Consider the following 16,522-nt stretch of genomic DNA (forward strand, 5'->3'; position numbering starts at 1 on the left):
CGGAGAAGTAGTACATACATTTACTACATCGGACCGGCAAGGAGGCGAGGTCATGGCGTACTACCGGCAGGTCGGTGCGGTTCCCCCCAAGCGGCACACGCAGCACCGCACGCCCGAGGGCGGCCTGTACTACGAGGAGCTGATGGGGGAGGAGGGCTTCTCCAGCGACTCCTCGCTGCTCTACCACCGCAACATCCCGTCGGCGATCGTCGATTCGACCGTCTGGGAGCTCCCGGACCTGACCACCGAGGCCAACCACCCGCTCCGGCCGCGGCACCTCAAGCTGCACGAGCTGTTCCCGGGCGAGGAGTGGAAGTCGCACGACGTCGTGACCGGGCGGCGGCTCGTGCTCGGCAACGGCGACGTGCGGATCTCCTACGTCGTCGCCGGGGAGGCGTCGCCGCTGTACCGCAACTCGATCGGCGACGAGTGTGTCTACATCGAGTCCGGTGAGGGTGTCGTCGAGACGGTGTTCGGCGTGCTGCCGTTCCGCCAGGGCGACTACGTGATCCTGCCGCGCGCCACGACGCACCGCTGGGTGCCGGACGGCCCGGTGCGCGCGTACGCGATCGAGGCGAACTCGCACATCACGCCGCCGAAGCGGTACCTGTCGAAGTACGGCCAGCTGCTGGAGCACTCGCCGTACTGCGAGCGCGACCTGCACGGGCCCACCGAGCCGCTGCTGGTCGAGGGCACCGACGTCGAGGTGCTGATCAAGCACCGCGGCAGCACCGGGATTGTCGGCACCCGGTTCGTCTACCCGCAGCACCCGTTCGACGTCGTCGGCTGGGACGGCTGCCTGTACCCGTACACCTTCAACGTCAGCGACTTCGAGCCGATCACCGGCCGCGTGCACCAGCCGCCGCCGGTGCACCAGGTGTTCGAGGGCCACAACTTCGTCGTCTGCAACTTCGTGCCGCGCAAGGTGGACTACCACCCGCTGTCCATCCCGGTGCCGTACTACCACTCCAATGTGGACTCCGACGAGGTCATGTTCTACTGCGGCGGCGACTACGAGGCGCGCAAGGGTTCGGGCATCGGGCAGGGCTCGATCTCGCTGCACCCGGGCGGCCACTCGCACGGCCCGCAGCCGGGCGCCTACGAGCGCAGCATCGGCGTCGAGTACTTCGACGAGCTGGCGGTCATGGTCGACACGTTCCGGCCGCTGGAGCTGGGCGAGGGCGGCCGCGCGGCCGAAGACCCGGCGTACGCGTGGACCTGGGCCGGTCGGGGGCCCCGGTGAACACCGTGAGCCTGTTCCGCGGATTCCTCGACGACGCGGCGGTGTTCCCGCCCGGGCTGAAACCCCTGGCGCGGGCGGTGCCGGACCACGCCACGCACCTGCGTGCGGGCTACGGCGAGCTGGTCGGCCCGCTGGTCCTGGCGGCGCCCGCGCTCGCCGAGCGCGTCGCCGCCGTCTCCGAGCCGCTGGACCTGGCGGTGACCGCGCCGGGTGGCCCGGCCCAGCTGCCGGACGCTCTGGGCCGGGCCGCCGACCTGCCGGTGCTGCTGGCCGGGTTCGAGGTCGCGATGCCCGCCGAGTCGTCGGTGCCGGAGTTCTTCCGCGCGCTGGAGGTCGCCGGTGACGTGCCGGTGTTCGTCGAGGTGCCGCGGGACTCCCGCCGCGCCGAGGTGATCGCGACCTGCGCGAAGACCGGGCATTCGGCGAAGTTCCGCACCGGCGGGGTGCAGGCTTCGCTGTATCCGGACGAGGCGGAGCTGGCCGCGGCGGTGCTCGCCGTGGTCCGCGCGGGTGTGCCGTTCAAGGCGACGGCCGGGCTGCACCGCGCGCTGCGCAACACCGACCCGTCGACCGGGTTCGAGCAGCACGGTTTCCTGAACCTGTTGCTGGCGACGGCGGCGGCCCGGTCCGGCTCGTCCGAGGACGAGCTGGTCGCGTTGCTGGCGGAGCGGGACGGATCCCGGGTGGCCGAGCGGGTGTCCGAAGTGGACCCGGGTGCGCGGGAGTCGTTCCGCTCGTTCGGGACCTGCAGCATCGACGAACCGGTGGCCGAGCTGGTGGACCTCGGACTGGCCCCGGCTTCGGCGCTGGATGGAGGAGTGACGGCGTGACCACGATCGACATCCCCGAGGGGTCGCTGTTCGGGCTGGACAACCTGCCCTACGGCGTGTTCTCCACGCGCGGGAGTGCACCGCGGGTCGGCGTGCGGGTCGGCGATTCGGTGGTCGACCTGGCGGTGGCCCTGGGCGACGAGGTGTTCGCGCGGCCGTCGCTGAACGCGTTCATGGCGCAGGGGTACGACCGGTGGGTCGAGGTGCGGTCGCGGATTTCTGCGCTGGTCGCCGGGGACGTGCCCGCGGAGGCGGTGTTCGGAGTGTCCGAAGTGGAGCTGCACCTGCCCGTCGAGGTCGCGGACTACGTGGACTTCTACGCGTCCGAGCACCACGCGTCCAACCTGGGGCGGCTGTTCCGGCCGGACGCCGAGCCGCTGATGCCGAACTGGAAGCACCTGCCGGTGGGCTACCACGGGCGGGCCGGGACGGTCGTGGTGTCGGGGACGGACATCGTGCGGCCGTGCGGGCAGCGGAAGGCGCCGGACGAGCCGTCGCCGACGTTCGGGGAGTGCCGCCGGCTGGACATCGAGGCCGAGCTGGGGTTCATCGTCGGCGTGCCGTCCGAGCTGGGGACCGCGGTGCCGACGGAGGACTTCGCGAAGCACGTGTTCGGCGCGGTGCTGGTGAACGACTGGTCGGCGCGGGACATCCAGGCCTGGGAGTACGTCCCGCTGGGCCCGTTCCTGGGCAAGAGCTTCGCCACGTCGATCTCGCCGTGGGTGGTGCCGCTGCTGGCGCTGGAGGCCGCGCGCGTGCCGACGCCGGAGCAGTCGCCGGTGCCGTTGCCGTACCTGCGGGAAAGCGAGCCGTGGGGGCTGGACGTCGCGTTGTCGGTGTCGTGGAACGGGCAGGAGGTCAGCCGCCCGCCGTACCGGGAGATGTACTGGTCACCGGCGCAGATGCTGGCGCACCTGACGGTCAACGGCGCGTCGTCGCGCACGGGCGACCTGTACGCCTCGGGCACGATCTCCGGCCCGGCGAAGGACCAGCGGGGCGCGTTCATCGAGCTGACCTGGGGCGGCAAGGAGCCGGTCACGGTCAACGGCGAGGAGCGGACGTTCCTCCTGGACGGCGACGAGGTGGTCATCTCGGCCACCGCCCCGGGCCAGGCGGGCCGCATCGGCTTCGGCGAGGTGCGGGGCCGGATCCGGCCGGCCACGGAGGCCAAGCGCTGAGGCGAGGGCACCCCGGCTCGCGCTGGGGTGCCTCCCGGCGGTGACCGCTCGATTCACCCGGATCAACGGAAACGGTTGAGCTCCCAGGCGTCCGGCAGCGGCCGGCCGGTGCTCGTGACGGCGGTCACAGTCACCACCGATCCGGGCGAATTCGGCGCGGCACCAATACTCGCGGGCCTCCGTGGCGAATGCCGAGTATGGCTGAGACCGGAACACCGCCGCAGGCACCGTCCGCTCCACCCGAACGGGTGCGGCTGAGAGCGTGGGTGGCCGCGCTGTGCGGCGTGCTGGCGCTGGTCGCGGCGCTGGCGGCCGGGCACCTCGTCGCCGGGTTGATCGCGGTGAACGCCTCGCCGTACCTGGCGGTGGGCAACGGCGCGATCGATCTGACGCCGGTGGAGCTGAAGGACTTCGCCGTGCGCACGTTCGGCACCTACGACAAGCTGGTGCTCCTGGCCGGCATGGCGCTGGTGCTGGTCGTGGTGTCCGCGCTGGCGGGGCTGGCCTCGCGCCGTTCGGTGTGGCCGGGCGCGGTGGTGATCACCTTGTTCGGTGTCGTCGGCATCGTCGCGGTCGCCGCCCGGCCCGACCTCGGCGCGGCGGCTCTGCTGGCACCGCTGGTGAGCCTGATAGCCGGCGCCGCGGTGTTCGTGGCGCTGCACCGCGCCGCCCGTCCCCGGGCGGTTTCCGCCGCTACGGGCACGTCGCGGCGGGCGTTCCTGACCACCGGGGCCGGCGTGGTGGTGGGCTCGGCTCTGGCCGGGGTGGGCGGTCAGGCACTGGCCGGCTCGAAGAACGCGGCGGCGTCGCGGGCGGCGGTCGGCCCGCTCGTCCCCGCGCGGACGGCACCGGCCATCCCGGCCGGCGCCGATTTCGCCGGGCTCGGCACCCCGTCGTTCCTGACGCCGAACCCCGAGTTCTACCGGGTGGACACGGCGCTGACCGTGCCGCAGGTGCGCGCCGAGGACTGGTCGCTGCGGGTGCACGGCATGGTCGGGCGCGAGCGGCGGTACAGCTACCAGGACATCCGCGACCGCCCCCTGGTCGAACGCACGATCACGATGACGTGCGTGTCCAATGAGGTCGGTGGTCCCTACGTGTCGACCGCGAACTTCATCGGCATCGACCTGGCCGATCTGCTCGAGGAGGCCGGTGTCCAGCCGGGCGCGGAGCAGTTGTTCGCCACCAGTGTGGACGGCTGGACCTCCGGTACACCCGTGCCGGCGGCCCTGGACCGCGAGCGCGGCGGGATGCTCGCGCTGGGCATGAACGGCGAGCCGCTGCCCCTGGAGCACGGGTTTCCGGCGCGCCTGGTCATTCCCGGCTTGTACGGGTACGTGTCGGCCACCAAGTGGGTCGTCGATCTGGAGGTCACCACCTGGCGGGCGCGGCGGGCGTACTGGCTCAACCGCGGCTGGGGCGAGCAGGCGCCGATCAAGACCCAGTCGCGCATCGACTTCCCCAAGGGTTTCGCCACCCTTCCGGCCGGAACGGTGCGCATCTCCGGGGTGGCGTGGGCGCAGCACACCGGCGTCGCCCGCGTCGAGGTGCGCGTGAACAACGGACCCTGGCAGGACGCGACGCTGTCCCGTGAGGTCAATGTGGACACCTGGCGGATGTGGTACGCCGAGATCACGGTTCCCGCGGGCACCCATCAGGTGAGCTGCCGGGCAACCGACCGATCGGGCTACACGCAGACGCAGGAGCGCGCCGGCACCGTTCCCGACGGCGCGACCGGCTGGCACACGATCTCCTTCACCGCCAAATAAAAAAAAGATCGAACCCGGTCCAATCCGGAACCCGGGCACCGCCGAATACCCGATGACAGCAGGGCGCGCATCCACTCGCGTGGCCCCGCCAATCCCGAAATGGAGTGATTCCTCGTGAAGACTGCCCGCTACGCCGGAGCCGGCCTCGCCGCCGCCGCGATGTTCTCCCTCGCCGCCTGCGGCAGCAGCGGTGACGACTCCGCCTCCAGCCCGAGCAGCCCCACCACGGCGCCCTCGGGCTCGATGTCCGCGCCGATGACCAGCGGCGCGGCCACCGGTGTGACCACCAACGCCGACGTGTTCGGTCCGGCCTGTGGCCAGCTGCCGCAGGGCAACGCGCCGGGCTCGCTGGACTCGATGGGCCCGCAGCCGGTGGCCAGCGCGGCCTCCACCAACCCGCTGCTGACCAAACTGGTCGCCGCGGTCAAGGCGACCAACCTGGTCGACACCCTCAACAGCCAGGAAGCCATCACGGTGTTCGCCCCGGCGGACAGCGCCTTCCAGGCCCTGGGTGACGCGAAGTTCAACGAGCTGGCCCAGAACCCGTCCCAGCTCGCCCCGATCCTGCAGTACCACGTGCTGCCGCAGCGCTACGACGCCAAGGGCCTGCAGGACGCCGCCACGGCCCAGACGCTCAACACCGACGGCGGCTCCGTCAAGATCGCCGGCAGCGGCGAGAACATGACCGTCAACGGCGCCAAGGTGCTGTGCGGCAACATCCCCACCAAGAACGCGACGGTCTTCGTCATCGACACCGTCCTCACCCCGGGCACGAACAAGTAAGAACCGGCAGTACCACTCCGAGCCCGGACCGCCCTCACGGCGGTCCGGGCTTCGGTCATGTCCGGGACCAGCGTCTGGCACCGCTTCCCGGCGAACCGCCGATGCCCCTCCGAGCGCGGCCGTTGCTGATCAGTTCTGGCGGTCCTGCCGAACTGCGGTCATGAACGCGTCCACCAGTTGCTGTTGCTGCGCGGGTTCGGCGTCGGACAGTTCCAGGACGTGGTCATCGATGGTGATGCTCACCCGGCGGCCCCGCCCCCGAGTGATCCACCCTCTCACGATCTGGGTGAGCCCCGTCAGCGCGGCGCTCAGCACCGCCGAGTCGGCGAGGGCGACCACCAGGCCGCCGACGCTGTCCACGCTTCCTTTGGCGCCAGCGGGGGCATGTCCGTCGCGCGCATATTCGACGTCGTCGACGTCGGCAGCCAGGAGTTCGCTGCGGAGCAATCGGGTCAAACGTTCTCGTTCTTCGAGATCGCCGTCCTCGGCCTCGACCTGCACCACCGCACGCACCAGCACGTCCTTTCATCCGGAACGACCCCAGGATGCCACAACCGGCAACGAGCTGATCACGGAACTTGTACGATCGTCGGCGTTGACTGCTCGGAAGCGGAGGTTCGGCGCGGTGGGGGAGCGGAGGATCGGGCTGGTCATCACGACCGACACCTACGCCGACGAAACGTTCCGCCAGCTCGACGCGCCGAAGGCAGACGCTGAAGCGCTCCAGGCCGTCCTGGCGGACCCGCGCATCGGGAGGTACGACGTCACTCTGCTGCACAACGCAGCCGAGCATGAGGTCCGTATCGCGATCGACGACCTGTTCTCCGAAGCCCGGCCCGACGATCTGGTGCTGCTCTACGTCTCGGGGCACGGCGTGAAGGGCGATGACGGCCGGCTGTATTTCGTCATGCGGAACTCGAACTCGCGGCGGCTTCAGTCTACCGCCATCGACGGGGACTGGGTGCGCGAGCAGATGGAGCGCAGCCGTTCCCGCCGCATCGTGGTGCTGCTGGACTGCTGCTACGCGGGTGCGTTCCTCGTGAATTCACGGCACAGGACGGGCGAGCGTGTCGACGTGGTGCCCCAGTTGCGCGGACGGGGCCGGGCGGTGATCACCTCGTCGTCCGCAGTGCAGTATTCGTATGAGGTCACCGCCGGTGCGACCCCGACCGTGACCGGGTCCGCGACACCGTCGATCTTCACCGGGGTGTTGGTCGAGGGCCTGCGCACCGGTGATGCCGACAAGGACAACGACGGCCTCGTTGATGTTGAGGAGTTGTACGACTACGTCTACGACCACGTTCGACAGTCCGGTTCCCCCCAGCGACCGCAGGCCGAGTTCGGCATCGAGGGCACCCTGTACATCGCAGCTTCCCCGGTGCCGGGGACCAGCGGTTCTCATCCGGCCGACGTCGTCGACCTGGTCGCCGGCAATTCGAACCTGAAGCTGGCGCTGCTGGAGGGAATCGAGCTGCGTGGAGGGGCGGGCGAAGGTGACGAGGAGGTGCTCGCGCGCCTGGCCGGTGACCCCGAGCCGGCAGTGGCCGCGCGTGCTCGAGCATTGCTGACCGGGCCCTTGTGGGCGGGTGCCGATCCGCTGCCGGGAACCGAGGGCCACCCGATGCCGGGGCAATCAGGGCTGGTCGAGTGGGCGAGGACGACGGCTACGTCCTTGACGACGGGCGGTGCATCCGCGACGGCCGGCAGCAGAACGGCGGGAGATGAACTGGGTGCTGCGGCGGCATGCGCTGTCTTCGCCATCGGTGTGGTGGTCTGGTTCTTCAGCGTGCTCGCCCCGTTCGTGCTGGGAAGCGCGTTCGGTCGGATAACCGACCTCACGGGGCTCGGAATCGGCAACATCGCCGCGCTGGTCGTGAGCGTGTTCGTGGTCGGCCTTTCCTTGTCCGGTGTCGCGTCGTTCTGGTGGACCCAGGGGGACTTGGACATCTACCCCTCGCAACGACTACTTCCCGGCCTCCTCGTCGCTGGTTCCGCCTCGGCGGGTGTGATGGGCACCGGTTGGCTCGGCGCCGGTACAGTCACTCTGCTCGGGCTCGCGCTGGCGGGAGCGGTGTTCGCCGATTCCGAGGACGTCTTGGCGCCGGTTCCCGCGATTGCCCTGGCGCTCTTCACCGGGTTGTGTCTCGCCGTGTTCCCGTTGCCGGTTCCCCTGTGGGCGATCGTGCTGGGCATCGCGGCTGTCGCGGGTACCACCGCTGCCACGGTCGAGTTCGCTAGAATGTACTGGACGCTCTGCTTCATCATCTGCGGACTGATGGCGTACCTGCATGTGCAGCAACCGCACTGGCGGTGGCTGGATGAGCTGGGCCGAACCGTGATGAACTGGTTGGTCTGGCGATTCTGATGTCGTGCACCTTGGTGTTGGTCCACTGTCTCATCTCCGGACCTCGCTACGGAGGCGACGCTGGCCCTGATGCCGGATCTGGCGAAATACGCTTGGTCAGCTCTGCCGCGGAACGAAGACGTCCACTTCGAACAGGTGCACCTGCTCGCCCGAGCGGTCCGCTACCTGGCCATGTCGGTGCGGTGACTGGATGCCACGAGTGACGACGAAGCCGACCAGCCTGCGCGGATCCGCTGCGCCCCGTCGCTCGAATCTGCATTCGACAGCGCCGCGCAGAGCATGCTCGACGCCGCATCCCGTCTCGAACGCGCCCGGGATCTGCTGCTGGGACAGGAGCCACCGGTCGACGGCGAGGACGAGCAGACCGAGCCAGTGGACTCGCTCGGTGCCGGCAACGAGGAGTCGGCCGCAACCAAGCGGACCTGGCGGTGACCGACGCTTCCGCTGCGTTCACCACCCTCGGCGTGGCGCTGATGCCCAGTGGAGCCCTCGTGCAGGTGATGAAGGCGATGCAGCCGCAACCCGACCATCGCCGAGGTGTTCAACGGCCGAGCGGAGGAGGCGATCCCCTTGGCCTGGGTGCACGAGCACTGGGCGAAGACCTGCCCCATGGCTGCCCGCCTGCCGACGACCGAATTCGCCGAGCTGTTGAGGCTGCACGGCGTACTTCCCGAATGGACAAGGAGCGGTCGGAACATGTCCGCGGCTGCCTCAGCCCCGGACACCGCCCCGCTCTACCTGGGTTACGGCAACGCCTGCCTGTGATTACGCCCGGAATAGGGGCTTCTACGGCTGGTACGCACGTGGGCGCTCAGGTGGCTTGTGAAGTAGCGCGAAGCGGCGGAACTTGGCCGGAGGTCGCGGATCCAGGCAGCAGTGCTCCGGAAACGGTGTGCGTACGAAGAGCTGAGGCATGCTGCAGCAGGAGTCCGGTCGCACGTCCCCGTCGATTTGCCCAGAAGCGCTTGGGCCGCCGGGCATTTGGCAGGCGCGGGGACCTCGGCGGCGGTTCTGACCATGGCAACTACGTGCAGCGACGTGACCAACTCATCGAAGCGCATCGGCAGCGGGTGCTCGAGCTGTCGGTGCCGTTACTCGCCGCCGTGGACCGCATACGTTGGTCATCGACGCGATCGGTGCCGGCGAAGTCGACGCTGAGGTCTCGCGGCATTGGGCGTCCGGCGGGGCTCATGGCGTCGTCAGCTACGCCACCGTGGCGACCGAGCTCGGCGCCGTTCTGGGCATGGCGTTCTGAAGAACTGCAGTTGCCCAGGACGTGGCGTCTCGACCAGCTGGCGAGGTCCCGTCGGGCCTGCTGTCGCTGGCGTCGGCAGGCGTGGCCGTCAAGAGTTGATCGCACGCGGTTCCGATCGGCCTGTCGACACCGGCGGCTGGCCGCTTTGGCTTCCCGGACGTACTAGGGATCGACCCTGTTGTGCGTCGTCGCATGCGGTCACGCCGACCAACCGTCCCCGAGTTGTTCCGGGCCACTCACCGGACCAGCCCGGGGCAAGCCGGCGGGGGGTGGGTGGCGAATCACCTGTAGGCCGCTACGAACCGGGTGTCCACCGTTCGGCACCGCGGTAGCGACTCCAGCCCCTCAGCGGAACCGCCATGTCCATCGTCATCCAGCCGTGTCCCCCGTCCGCTCGGTACTACTCCGAGGTACTGGCCTGCCGGTCCTCGCCGATCCCCTGACCGGCGAGGTCAACCACCAGCTCGTCCGCTCGATGCTCGTCGCGCCCATCGTCGCCCTGCCCGGGCAGTGGCTGGTCCCGCCGCCGGCCGGGCGGTGCCTGCCGCCGTGGGCCGCCGTCGTCGGGGCCGTGCGCCGGACCGGGTCCTGGTGACACACCGGACGATCGCCGGCCAACCGCTCAGCCGAGGAACACCATCGCGGCCGCGGGATTGGTGGGCTGCACGGAGCCCGGCGCGGGTTCGGCGGTGATGGCGACGCGGTTGGTGTCCGGGGGCAGCGCGACGAGCAGCGGCTGCCACTGGTGGGGGGTCTCGGCGGTGAGCACACCGGCCGACCGCGCGCCGGACGGCCCCAGGAGCCAGACCTGGTAGGTGCGAGCCGGATCGAGGGGCGGCAAGCCCGCCAGCACCACCGCCTTGCCGTGGAGGCGGGACGCCACGACCCGGGCCCGGTCCGTGTGGCCGGAGTCGTACCGCGTGGCCGCGTCCGGGGCGCCGAGCACCGTGTTGACCTCGCTCAGGTGCTGCTGCGCGGCGGCGAACTCGTCGCGTTGCTGGCCGGCCGTCTGGATGCCGAGCCCCACGGCCACCATCGCCGCCGCGGCGGTGGCCAGGACCGCGGCGCGGGCCATCCGGCGAGCCGTGCGCCGGGACGGCCACGACCGCGGCGCGGACTGGCGCACCCGGGCGACGCTGCGGAGAACCAGCCCCTTCATGCCAGGGGGTGGGGTTCGGGCGGCCGCGGCGGCCAGCCGGGCGGCGGTCGTGCGGAACCCGGCGACCTCGGCCTGGCACGCGGGGCAGCCGACGAGGTGTTCCTCGAAGCGCGCGAGCTCTTCGGGAGGGAGCGCATCCAGGGCGTAGGCGCCGGAAAGCGCGTGCAGGTGGCCGGTCACGTCGGTCCTTTCGCGTCGGTCTGCCACGGCAGCAGGGAGACCACCACCGGTTTTCGCGATTCGGTGCCGCGGCCGCCCCGGATTGCCGGTGTTCCCCGCTCGCCCTCCCCGGTGTCGCGCGCGGTTCAGGGCTTGCCGAGGCCGAACTGGACGACGTCGAGGTACCGGCCGCGGAACCCGGCTTCGGAGTAGGCGAGGTAGAACTCCCACATCCGGCGGAAGGTGTCGTCGAAGCCGAGTTCGGTGATGCGGGGCCAGGCGTCGAGGAACCGCTGCCGCCACAGGCGGAGCGTGCGCGCGTAGGAATCGCCGAGGCTGCGCCGGGTGCCGATGCGCAGCCCGGTGTGGTGGCCGACGGCGTCGGTGATCGCTTCCCGGGACAGCAGCTGCCCGCCGGGGAAGATGTACTTGTGGATCCACGTGTAGGAGTGGCGGGTGGCGAGCATGCGGTCGTGCGGCATGGTGATGGCCTGCAGCCCGATCCGGCCACCGGGAGCCAGGAGCCGGTCGAGCGTGGCGAAGTAGGCGGGCCAGTGCTCTTCGCCGACCGCTTCGATCATCTCGACGCTGGCCATGGCGTCGTAGCTGCCGTGGGCCTCGCGGTAGTCGGACAGGACGACCTCCACCCGGTCCGCGACGCCGGCCTCGGCGAGGCGTTTGCGCGCCAGCGTCTGCTGCTCGGCCGAGATGGTGAGGGTGGTGACCTGCGCGCCGCGCTGCGCGGCGCGCAGGGCCAGTTCGCCCCAGCCGGTGCCGATCTCCAGCAGCCGGGTGCCGTCGCGGACTCCGGCCAGGTCCGGAATGCCGTCGATCTTGCGCCGCTGCGCGGTCGCGAGGTCGTCGGTGTCGCCGGCGAACCAGGCTGAGGAATAGGTCATGGTCTCGTCGAGGAACTCGGCGAACAGCTCGTTGGACAGGTCGTAGTGCCGCGAGATGTTGGCCTGCGCCCCCGAGATGGTGTTGCGTTCGCCGGCCGGTTTGCGGGCGTCGGCGAACCGGCGCAGCGCCTGGAGGGGTTCGGGCACCAGGGTCGCCATGCGCGCGGCGAACGGGGTGCGGACGTCGGCCAGGTCGTCGCCGGGCAGCGGCAGGCGCATCCCGTACCGGCCGTGCACGGGCAGGAACGGCGAGACGGAGAACTTCTTGTCGATTTTTGTATGATAATCGGACCTTAGGGTGGGAGTCGCGTGTCGCGCAAGAGGGCGGGGGTCAGGTGCGGGCCGGGACCGCCTGGTTCTCCGCCAGCAGGCGGTCCCGGTGCCGCATGACGCGGCGCAGGTGGTTCTCGGTGGCGAAGCGGGCGCGTGACGGGTCGCCGGCGGCGATGGCCTCGGCGATCTGGACGTGCTCTTCCAGGGTGTTGGCCGCTTCGGACGGGTATCCGGGCCCGGTGCGGTAGGTGTCGCGCAGGAACCCGTTGAGCGGGCGGATCACCAGGGAGAAGAACGGGTTGCCGCTCGCCTGCGCCACGATTTCGTGGAACCGCAGGTCGGCGTCCAGGAATTCGTCGCGGGCCTCGGGCCGGCCGAGCGCGTCGGCCAGCCGGCGGTTGGCGTCTTCGAGGTCGGCGAGGTGCTGCTCGGTCCGCCGCGCCGCGGCCAGTTGCGCCATCTCGACCTCGAGCACCAGGCGCAGTTCGAGGAGCTGGGCGAACGAGCCCTCGCTGCGGCGCATCAGCAGGCCGTACTGCTCGGCGATGAGCCGTCCGTCCAGCTCCGCGACGGCCATGCCGCGACCGGGCTTCACGGTGACCAGCCCGCGCTGGATCAGCAGCCGGGCCGTTTCCCGCACCACGGTGCGCGACACGTCGAAGCGGCGGGCGAGTTCGGCTTCCGTCGGGAGCCGCTCGCCGGGTGCCAGCCGCACGATCTCGTCCTGCAGCTTGTCCGCGAGGGTTTCCGACAGGCGCTTGTGGAGTGCTTCGGCCATTCGGCGATCGTACGACAAACCGCGCTGCGTGGTTCCTCCCGTGCGCCTCGGTGGCGGAGAATCGGCCGGATTGACGGCATCTTTGTACGATGATAGGACGTTAGCGGCGCCCGGATGTGGCGCGTGACGAGGAGGGCTGCCGATCCATGAACCTGCACGCCTACGCCGGGGCCGTGCTCCCCGCCGACGCCGCGCGGGCCACCCTGGTGGCCCGCGTGTTCGATCCCGCGGTCGGCGGGCCGTGCGTGGCGGCGGTCCGGGGCGACCGCGCCGTCGACCTGACCCACGTCGCCCCGACGGTCTCCGAACTGCTGCGCAGGCCCGACGCGGTCTCGCTCGTCCGCGGGCACGAGGGCGGCGGGCACTGGGAGCTGTCCGCGCTGATCGAGGCCACGCTGCGGCGCGACCGGAGCGTTCCCCACCTGCTCGCCCCGGTCGACCTGCAGGTCCTCAAGGCGGCGGGGGTGACGTTCGTCCGCAGCATGCTCGAGCGCGTGATCGAAGAGCGCGCGAAGGGGGATCCGGGCCGGGCCGAGGAGATCAGGTCCCGGATCGCCGAGGTCGTCCGCGGCCGGATCGCCCAGCTGCGCCCCGGGTCGCCGGAGGCGGCCCGCGTCAAGGACGTGCTGGTCGAGGAGGGCTTGTGGTCCCAGTACCTCGAGGTCGGCATCGGGCCCGATCCGGAGATCTTCACCAAGGCGCCCGTCCTGTCCGCCGTGGGCACCGGTGCCGAGATCGGCGTGCTGGCCCGCTCGACCTGGAACAACCCGGAGCCCGAGCTGGTGCTCGCGGTCAGTTCGTCCGGCACGCCGGTCGCCGCCACCCTGGGCAACGACGTGAACCTCCGTGACTTCGAGGGACGCAGCGCGCTCCTGCTCACCGAGGCGAAGGACAACAACGCCTCCTGCGCGATCGGCCCGTTCCTGCGGCTGTTCGACGACGGCTTCACGCTGGACGACGCGCGAGCCACCGAGGTCGCGCTGGACATCACCGGCAGCGACGGGTTCACGCTGCACGGCGTCAACCCGGTGAGCGAGATCAGCCGGGACCTCACCGACCTGATCCGGCACGCGCACGGAGCCCACCACAGCTACCCCGACGGGTTCGTCCTGTTCACCGGCACGATGTTCGCGCCGACCGAGGACCGCGGCGAACCGGGGCAGGGCTTCACCCACCGGCGGGGCGATGTCGTCGCGATCAGCTCGCCCGCCCTCGGCACCCTGGTCAACGTCGTCACCACCGCGGAAGCGGCCGCGGACTGGACCTTCGGCATCCGGGCGCTGATGGCGAACCTCGCCGGGCGCGGCCTGTTGCGCGGCGCGGTGGAGGTGGGCTCGTGACCCGGGTGGTCGTCACCGATCACGCCTTCGGCGGGGTGGCGGACGAGGCCGCGGTCGCCGAGCGCTTCGGCGCGGAGTTCTCGGTGCACGCCTGCCGCAGCGAGGACGAGACGATCCGGGCCGTGGACGGCGCCGACGTGGCGTTCGTGAACTTCGCCCCGGTGACGGACGCGGTGCTCGCGGCGATGGCGCCCGGCGCGACGGTGATCCGCTACGGCATCGGCTACGACAACGTGGACGTCGCCGCGGCACGGGCGCGCGGGATCTCGGTGGCCACGGTGCCGGACTACGGCAGCGACACCGTCGCCGACCACACCGTCGCCCTGCTGCTGACGCTGCTGCGCAGGATCCCCGCATACGACCGCCGCATCCGCGAGACCGGCTGGTGCGCCCCGCGCGATCTCGGCTCGATCCCCGGCTTCGCCGACACCACGGTCGGACTGGTCGGCCTGGGCCGGATCGGGCTCGCGGTGCACCGCAGGCTCGCCGCGTTCGGTTTCCGCGTGATCGCGCACGATCCCTACGCCGAGCCCGCCGACGGGATCACCCTCACCTACTTGGACACGCTGCTGCGCGAGTCGCACGCGGTCTCGCTGCACGCACCGCTGACCCAGCGGACGCGGCATCTGCTCGGTGCCACGGCGTTCTCCCGGATACGCGAAGGGGCGGTCCTGGTCAACACCTCGCGTGGCGGGCTGGTCGACCACGACGCGCTCGCCGGGGCGGTGCGGACGGGCCGGGTGGCCGCGGCCGCGCTGGACGTCTTCGACCCCGAGCCGCTCGCCGCGGACTCGCCGCTGCGCGATCTGCCGCAGATCCTGTTCACCCCGCACGCGGCGTGCTATTCGGACAGTTCGCTGGCCGCGCTGCAACGGCTGGCCGCCGAAGAGGCCGAACGCGCGCTGGCCGGGAAACCGTTGCGCTGCCCCGTGACCGGAGGAGGTGGCCGATGAGCCGCGCGATCGATCCCCGCACCGGAGCCGCGATCGGCCCGGAGATCGCCGACACCACACCGGATCGGATCCGCGACGTGTGTTCGCGCGCGGCGCGCGCCGCGCCGTGGCTGGGCGGGCTCGCCTTCCCGGAGCGCGCCGCGCTGCTCGCGGCTCTCGGCCAGGCGCTGCGCGACCACTCCGACGAGCTCGTGGCACTGGCCGATGCCGAGACCGCGCTCGGCCGGCCGCGCCTCACCGGCGAGCTCGCCCGCACCGCCGCGCAGTTCGACCTGTTCGCGGAGGTCCTCCGGGACGGCGCGTTCTGCGAGGCCACGCTGGACGGTCCCGACCCGGAGGCGGTGCCCCCGCACACCGATCTGCGCCGCATGCTCGTCCCGCTGGGCCCGGTGGCGGTCTTCGCCGCGTCCAACTTCCCGTTCGCCTTCTCGGTGGCCGGTGGCGACACCGCGAGCGCCCTCGCCGCCGGCTGCCCGGTCGTCGTCAAGGCGCACCCCGGGCATCCGGGGTTTTCGGTGCGCACCGCGGAGATCCTGACCGCCGTCCTGACCGACGCCGGTGCCGCCGAGGGTGTGCTGACCCTGGTGCACGGCGAGGCGGCGGGCCGGGCCCTGGTGGCGGATCCGGCGGTCACCGCCGTCGCGTTCACCGGCTTGCCCGGCGGTGGCCGCGCCCTGTTCGACATCGCCGTGGCGCGGCCCGATCCGATCCCGTTCTACGGCGAGCTGGGCAGCATCAACCCGGTCGTCGTCACGGCCGCCGCGGGAGCGGCCCGGCCGGACGAGATCGCGGACGGCCTGGCGGGCAGCGCGATGCTCGGCAGCGGGCAGTTCTGCACCAAACCCGGGCTGGTGTTCGTGCCCGAGGCGGCCGGCCTGCCCGGCCGGGTCGCGGAGCGGGTCGCCGCGGCGGAGGTCGCCCCGCTGCTCACCGCGCGGATCGAAGCCGGATTCCGCGAGGGCCTGCGACGACTGCTGAACGTCCCGGGAGTGCGCGCCCTGCTGGACGGGCGGGAGCCGGCCGGCGGCGGGCACCGGGTGGCCCCGCAGGTGGTGACCGCCGATGCCCGGACGTTCCTGGCCAACGCCGCCGTCCTGACGGAGGAGTGCTTCGGCCCGGTGACGGTTCTCGTCACCTACTCCACCGAGGAGGAACTCGCGGCCGCGCTCGCCCGCGTCCCGGGGTCGCTGACGGGCACGGTGCACGCCGAGCCGGACGACCCCGGCGCCGCCTCCGCCGTGGCGGCGCTCGGCGCCAGGGTCGGGCGTCTCGTCCACAACGGCTGGCCCACGGGCGTGGCGGTGACCTGGTCGCAACACCACGGCGGCCCGTGGCCCGCGACGACGGCCGTCCTGCACACGTCGGTGGGCGCCACGGCGATCCGGCGGTTCCTGCGTCCCATCACCTACCAGGACGTGCCCCAGCCGCTGCTGCCCGCCGCGCTCCGCGACGGCAACCCGCTCGGCATCCCGCGCCGGGTCGACGGCGTGCTGACCACGGGCGGGAATGCCGGGCGGACAGGCTGATCCGGCCGCGAA

At 71.4% G+C, this 16,522-nt stretch carries 17 protein-coding genes; 13 read left to right on the forward strand and 4 right to left on the reverse strand.

The window, feature by feature from the left end:
• Nucleotides 1–52 precede the first annotated feature (52 nt).
• From D0D15_RS14320 to D0D15_RS14340, 5 genes are all read left to right on the forward strand, one after another.
• Entirely contained in the window at nt 53–1,243 is a 1,191-nt protein-coding gene (locus tag D0D15_RS14320) for a homogentisate 1,2-dioxygenase (RefSeq protein WP_094004869.1), read from the forward strand.
• Nucleotides 1,213–2,073 (forward strand): hypothetical protein, encoded by an 861-nt coding sequence (locus D0D15_RS14325; protein ID WP_115944495.1) that lies wholly within the window; start codon nt 1,213–1,215, stop codon nt 2,071–2,073. The genes D0D15_RS14320 and D0D15_RS14325 overlap by 31 nt, the downstream gene beginning before the upstream one ends.
• Nucleotides 2,070–3,251 (forward strand): fumarylacetoacetase, encoded by a 1,182-nt coding sequence (gene fahA, locus D0D15_RS14330; RefSeq protein ID WP_094004871.1) that lies wholly within the window; start codon nt 2,070–2,072, stop codon nt 3,249–3,251. Before D0D15_RS14325 ends, fahA begins: the two co-directional genes overlap by 4 nt.
• Before the next feature lie 197 nt (nt 3,252–3,448).
• The gene (locus D0D15_RS14335) at nt 3,449–5,020 is read left to right on the forward strand and encodes a molybdopterin-dependent oxidoreductase (RefSeq protein ID WP_233157186.1); all 1,572 of its coding nucleotides are present in this window, start codon (nt 3,449–3,451) and stop codon (nt 5,018–5,020) included.
• Nucleotides 5,021–5,134: 114 nt separating this feature from the next.
• Nucleotides 5,135–5,803 carry a fasciclin domain-containing protein gene (locus D0D15_RS14340; protein ID WP_094004872.1) on the forward strand — a complete coding sequence of 223 codons (669 nt, stop codon included), beginning with the start codon at nt 5,135–5,137 and terminating at the stop codon, nt 5,801–5,803.
• Nucleotides 5,804–5,932: 129 nt separating this feature from the next.
• Here D0D15_RS14340 and D0D15_RS35925 read toward each other — a convergent pair whose 3' ends face one another.
• Complete coding sequence (locus D0D15_RS35925) at nt 5,933–6,316, reverse strand: hypothetical protein (protein WP_158224406.1); 384 nt, start codon at nt 6,314–6,316, stop codon at nt 5,933–5,935.
• Between the two features lie 82 nt (nt 6,317–6,398).
• Here D0D15_RS35925 and D0D15_RS14345 point away from each other — a divergent pair, with 82 nt between their 5' ends.
• The 5 genes from D0D15_RS14345 to D0D15_RS14355 all read left to right on the forward strand — a co-directional run bounded on the left by D0D15_RS14345 (nt 6,399) and on the right by D0D15_RS14355 (nt 10,018).
• A complete protein-coding gene (locus tag D0D15_RS14345) occupies nt 6,399–8,168 on the forward strand; it encodes a caspase family protein (RefSeq protein ID WP_158224407.1) in 1,770 nt (589 codons plus the stop codon).
• A gap of 279 nt (nt 8,169–8,447) precedes the next feature.
• Complete coding sequence (locus tag D0D15_RS35930) at nt 8,448–8,600, forward strand: hypothetical protein (RefSeq protein WP_158224408.1); 153 nt, start codon at nt 8,448–8,450, stop codon at nt 8,598–8,600.
• Nucleotides 8,601–8,705: 105 nt separating this feature from the next.
• On the forward strand, nt 8,706–8,933 hold the full coding sequence (locus tag D0D15_RS14350) for a hypothetical protein (protein WP_094004874.1): 228 nt from the start codon (nt 8,706–8,708) through the stop codon (nt 8,931–8,933).
• A gap of 352 nt (nt 8,934–9,285) precedes the next feature.
• Nucleotides 9,286–9,423, forward strand: a complete 138-nt coding sequence (locus D0D15_RS35935; RefSeq protein WP_158224409.1) for a hypothetical protein — start codon at nt 9,286–9,288, stop codon at nt 9,421–9,423.
• A gap of 379 nt (nt 9,424–9,802) precedes the next feature.
• Nucleotides 9,803–10,018: a hypothetical protein gene (locus D0D15_RS14355; RefSeq protein WP_094004875.1), complete on the forward strand. Its 216-nt coding sequence runs from the start codon at nt 9,803–9,805 to the stop codon at nt 10,016–10,018.
• Nucleotides 10,019–10,045: 27 nt separating this feature from the next.
• Here the strand turns inward: D0D15_RS14355 and D0D15_RS14360 are convergent, their stop codons facing one another.
• The 3 genes from D0D15_RS14360 to D0D15_RS14370 form a co-directional block, all read right to left on the reverse strand.
• Nucleotides 10,046–10,762, reverse strand: coding sequence for an anti-sigma factor (locus tag D0D15_RS14360; protein WP_094004876.1), 717 nt, complete (start codon nt 10,760–10,762; stop codon nt 10,046–10,048).
• 125 nt (nt 10,763–10,887) lie between these two features.
• Nucleotides 10,888–11,859, reverse strand: coding sequence for an SAM-dependent methyltransferase (locus D0D15_RS14365; RefSeq protein WP_094004997.1), 972 nt, complete (start codon nt 11,857–11,859; stop codon nt 10,888–10,890).
• A gap of 112 nt (nt 11,860–11,971) precedes the next feature.
• Complete coding sequence (locus D0D15_RS14370) at nt 11,972–12,691, reverse strand: FadR/GntR family transcriptional regulator (protein ID WP_094004877.1); 720 nt, start codon at nt 12,689–12,691, stop codon at nt 11,972–11,974.
• A gap of 146 nt (nt 12,692–12,837) precedes the next feature.
• Here D0D15_RS14370 and D0D15_RS14375 point away from each other — a divergent pair, with 146 nt between their 5' ends.
• Genes D0D15_RS14375 through D0D15_RS14385 form a run of 3 tightly spaced genes read left to right on the forward strand, consistent with a single transcriptional unit; the run spans nt 12,838 to nt 16,510 of the window.
• Nucleotides 12,838–14,031, forward strand: coding sequence for a fumarylacetoacetate hydrolase family protein (locus D0D15_RS14375; protein WP_115944497.1), 1,194 nt, complete (start codon nt 12,838–12,840; stop codon nt 14,029–14,031).
• Complete coding sequence (locus D0D15_RS14380) at nt 14,028–14,984, forward strand: C-terminal binding protein (protein WP_094004879.1); 957 nt, start codon at nt 14,028–14,030, stop codon at nt 14,982–14,984. Before D0D15_RS14375 ends, D0D15_RS14380 begins: the two co-directional genes overlap by 4 nt.
• On the forward strand, nt 14,981–16,510 hold the full coding sequence (locus D0D15_RS14385) for an aldehyde dehydrogenase (NADP(+)) (RefSeq protein ID WP_094004880.1): 1,530 nt from the start codon (nt 14,981–14,983) through the stop codon (nt 16,508–16,510). Before D0D15_RS14380 ends, D0D15_RS14385 begins: the two co-directional genes overlap by 4 nt.
• Nucleotides 16,511–16,522 lie beyond the last annotated feature (12 nt).

It is taken from the genome of Amycolatopsis thermalba (assembly GCF_003385215.1).
Lineage (GTDB): Bacteria > Actinomycetota > Actinomycetes > Mycobacteriales > Pseudonocardiaceae > Amycolatopsis_E > Amycolatopsis_E thermalba.

What these genes read in the sequence shown, in the direction of transcription:
- D0D15_RS14320 (WP_094004869.1), top strand. Translation starts at nt 53, where the DNA reads ATGGCGTACTACCGGCAGGTCGGTGCGGTTCCCCCCAAGCGGCACACG.
- D0D15_RS14335 (WP_233157186.1), top strand. Translation starts at nt 3,449, where the DNA reads ATGGCTGAGACCGGAACACCGCCGCAGGCACCGTCCGCTCCACCCGAA.
- D0D15_RS35930 (WP_158224408.1), top strand. Translation starts at nt 8,448, where the DNA reads ATGCTCGACGCCGCATCCCGTCTCGAACGCGCCCGGGATCTGCTGCTG.
- D0D15_RS14365 (WP_094004997.1), bottom strand. Translation starts at nt 11,859, where the DNA reads ATGCGCCTGCCGCTGCCCGGCGACGACCTGGCCGACGTCCGCACCCCG.
- D0D15_RS14370 (WP_094004877.1), bottom strand. Translation starts at nt 12,691, where the DNA reads ATGGCCGAAGCACTCCACAAGCGCCTGTCGGAAACCCTCGCGGACAAG.
- D0D15_RS14375 (WP_115944497.1), top strand. Translation starts at nt 12,838, where the DNA reads ATGAACCTGCACGCCTACGCCGGGGCCGTGCTCCCCGCCGACGCCGCG.
- D0D15_RS14385 (WP_094004880.1), top strand. Translation starts at nt 14,981, where the DNA reads ATGAGCCGCGCGATCGATCCCCGCACCGGAGCCGCGATCGGCCCGGAG.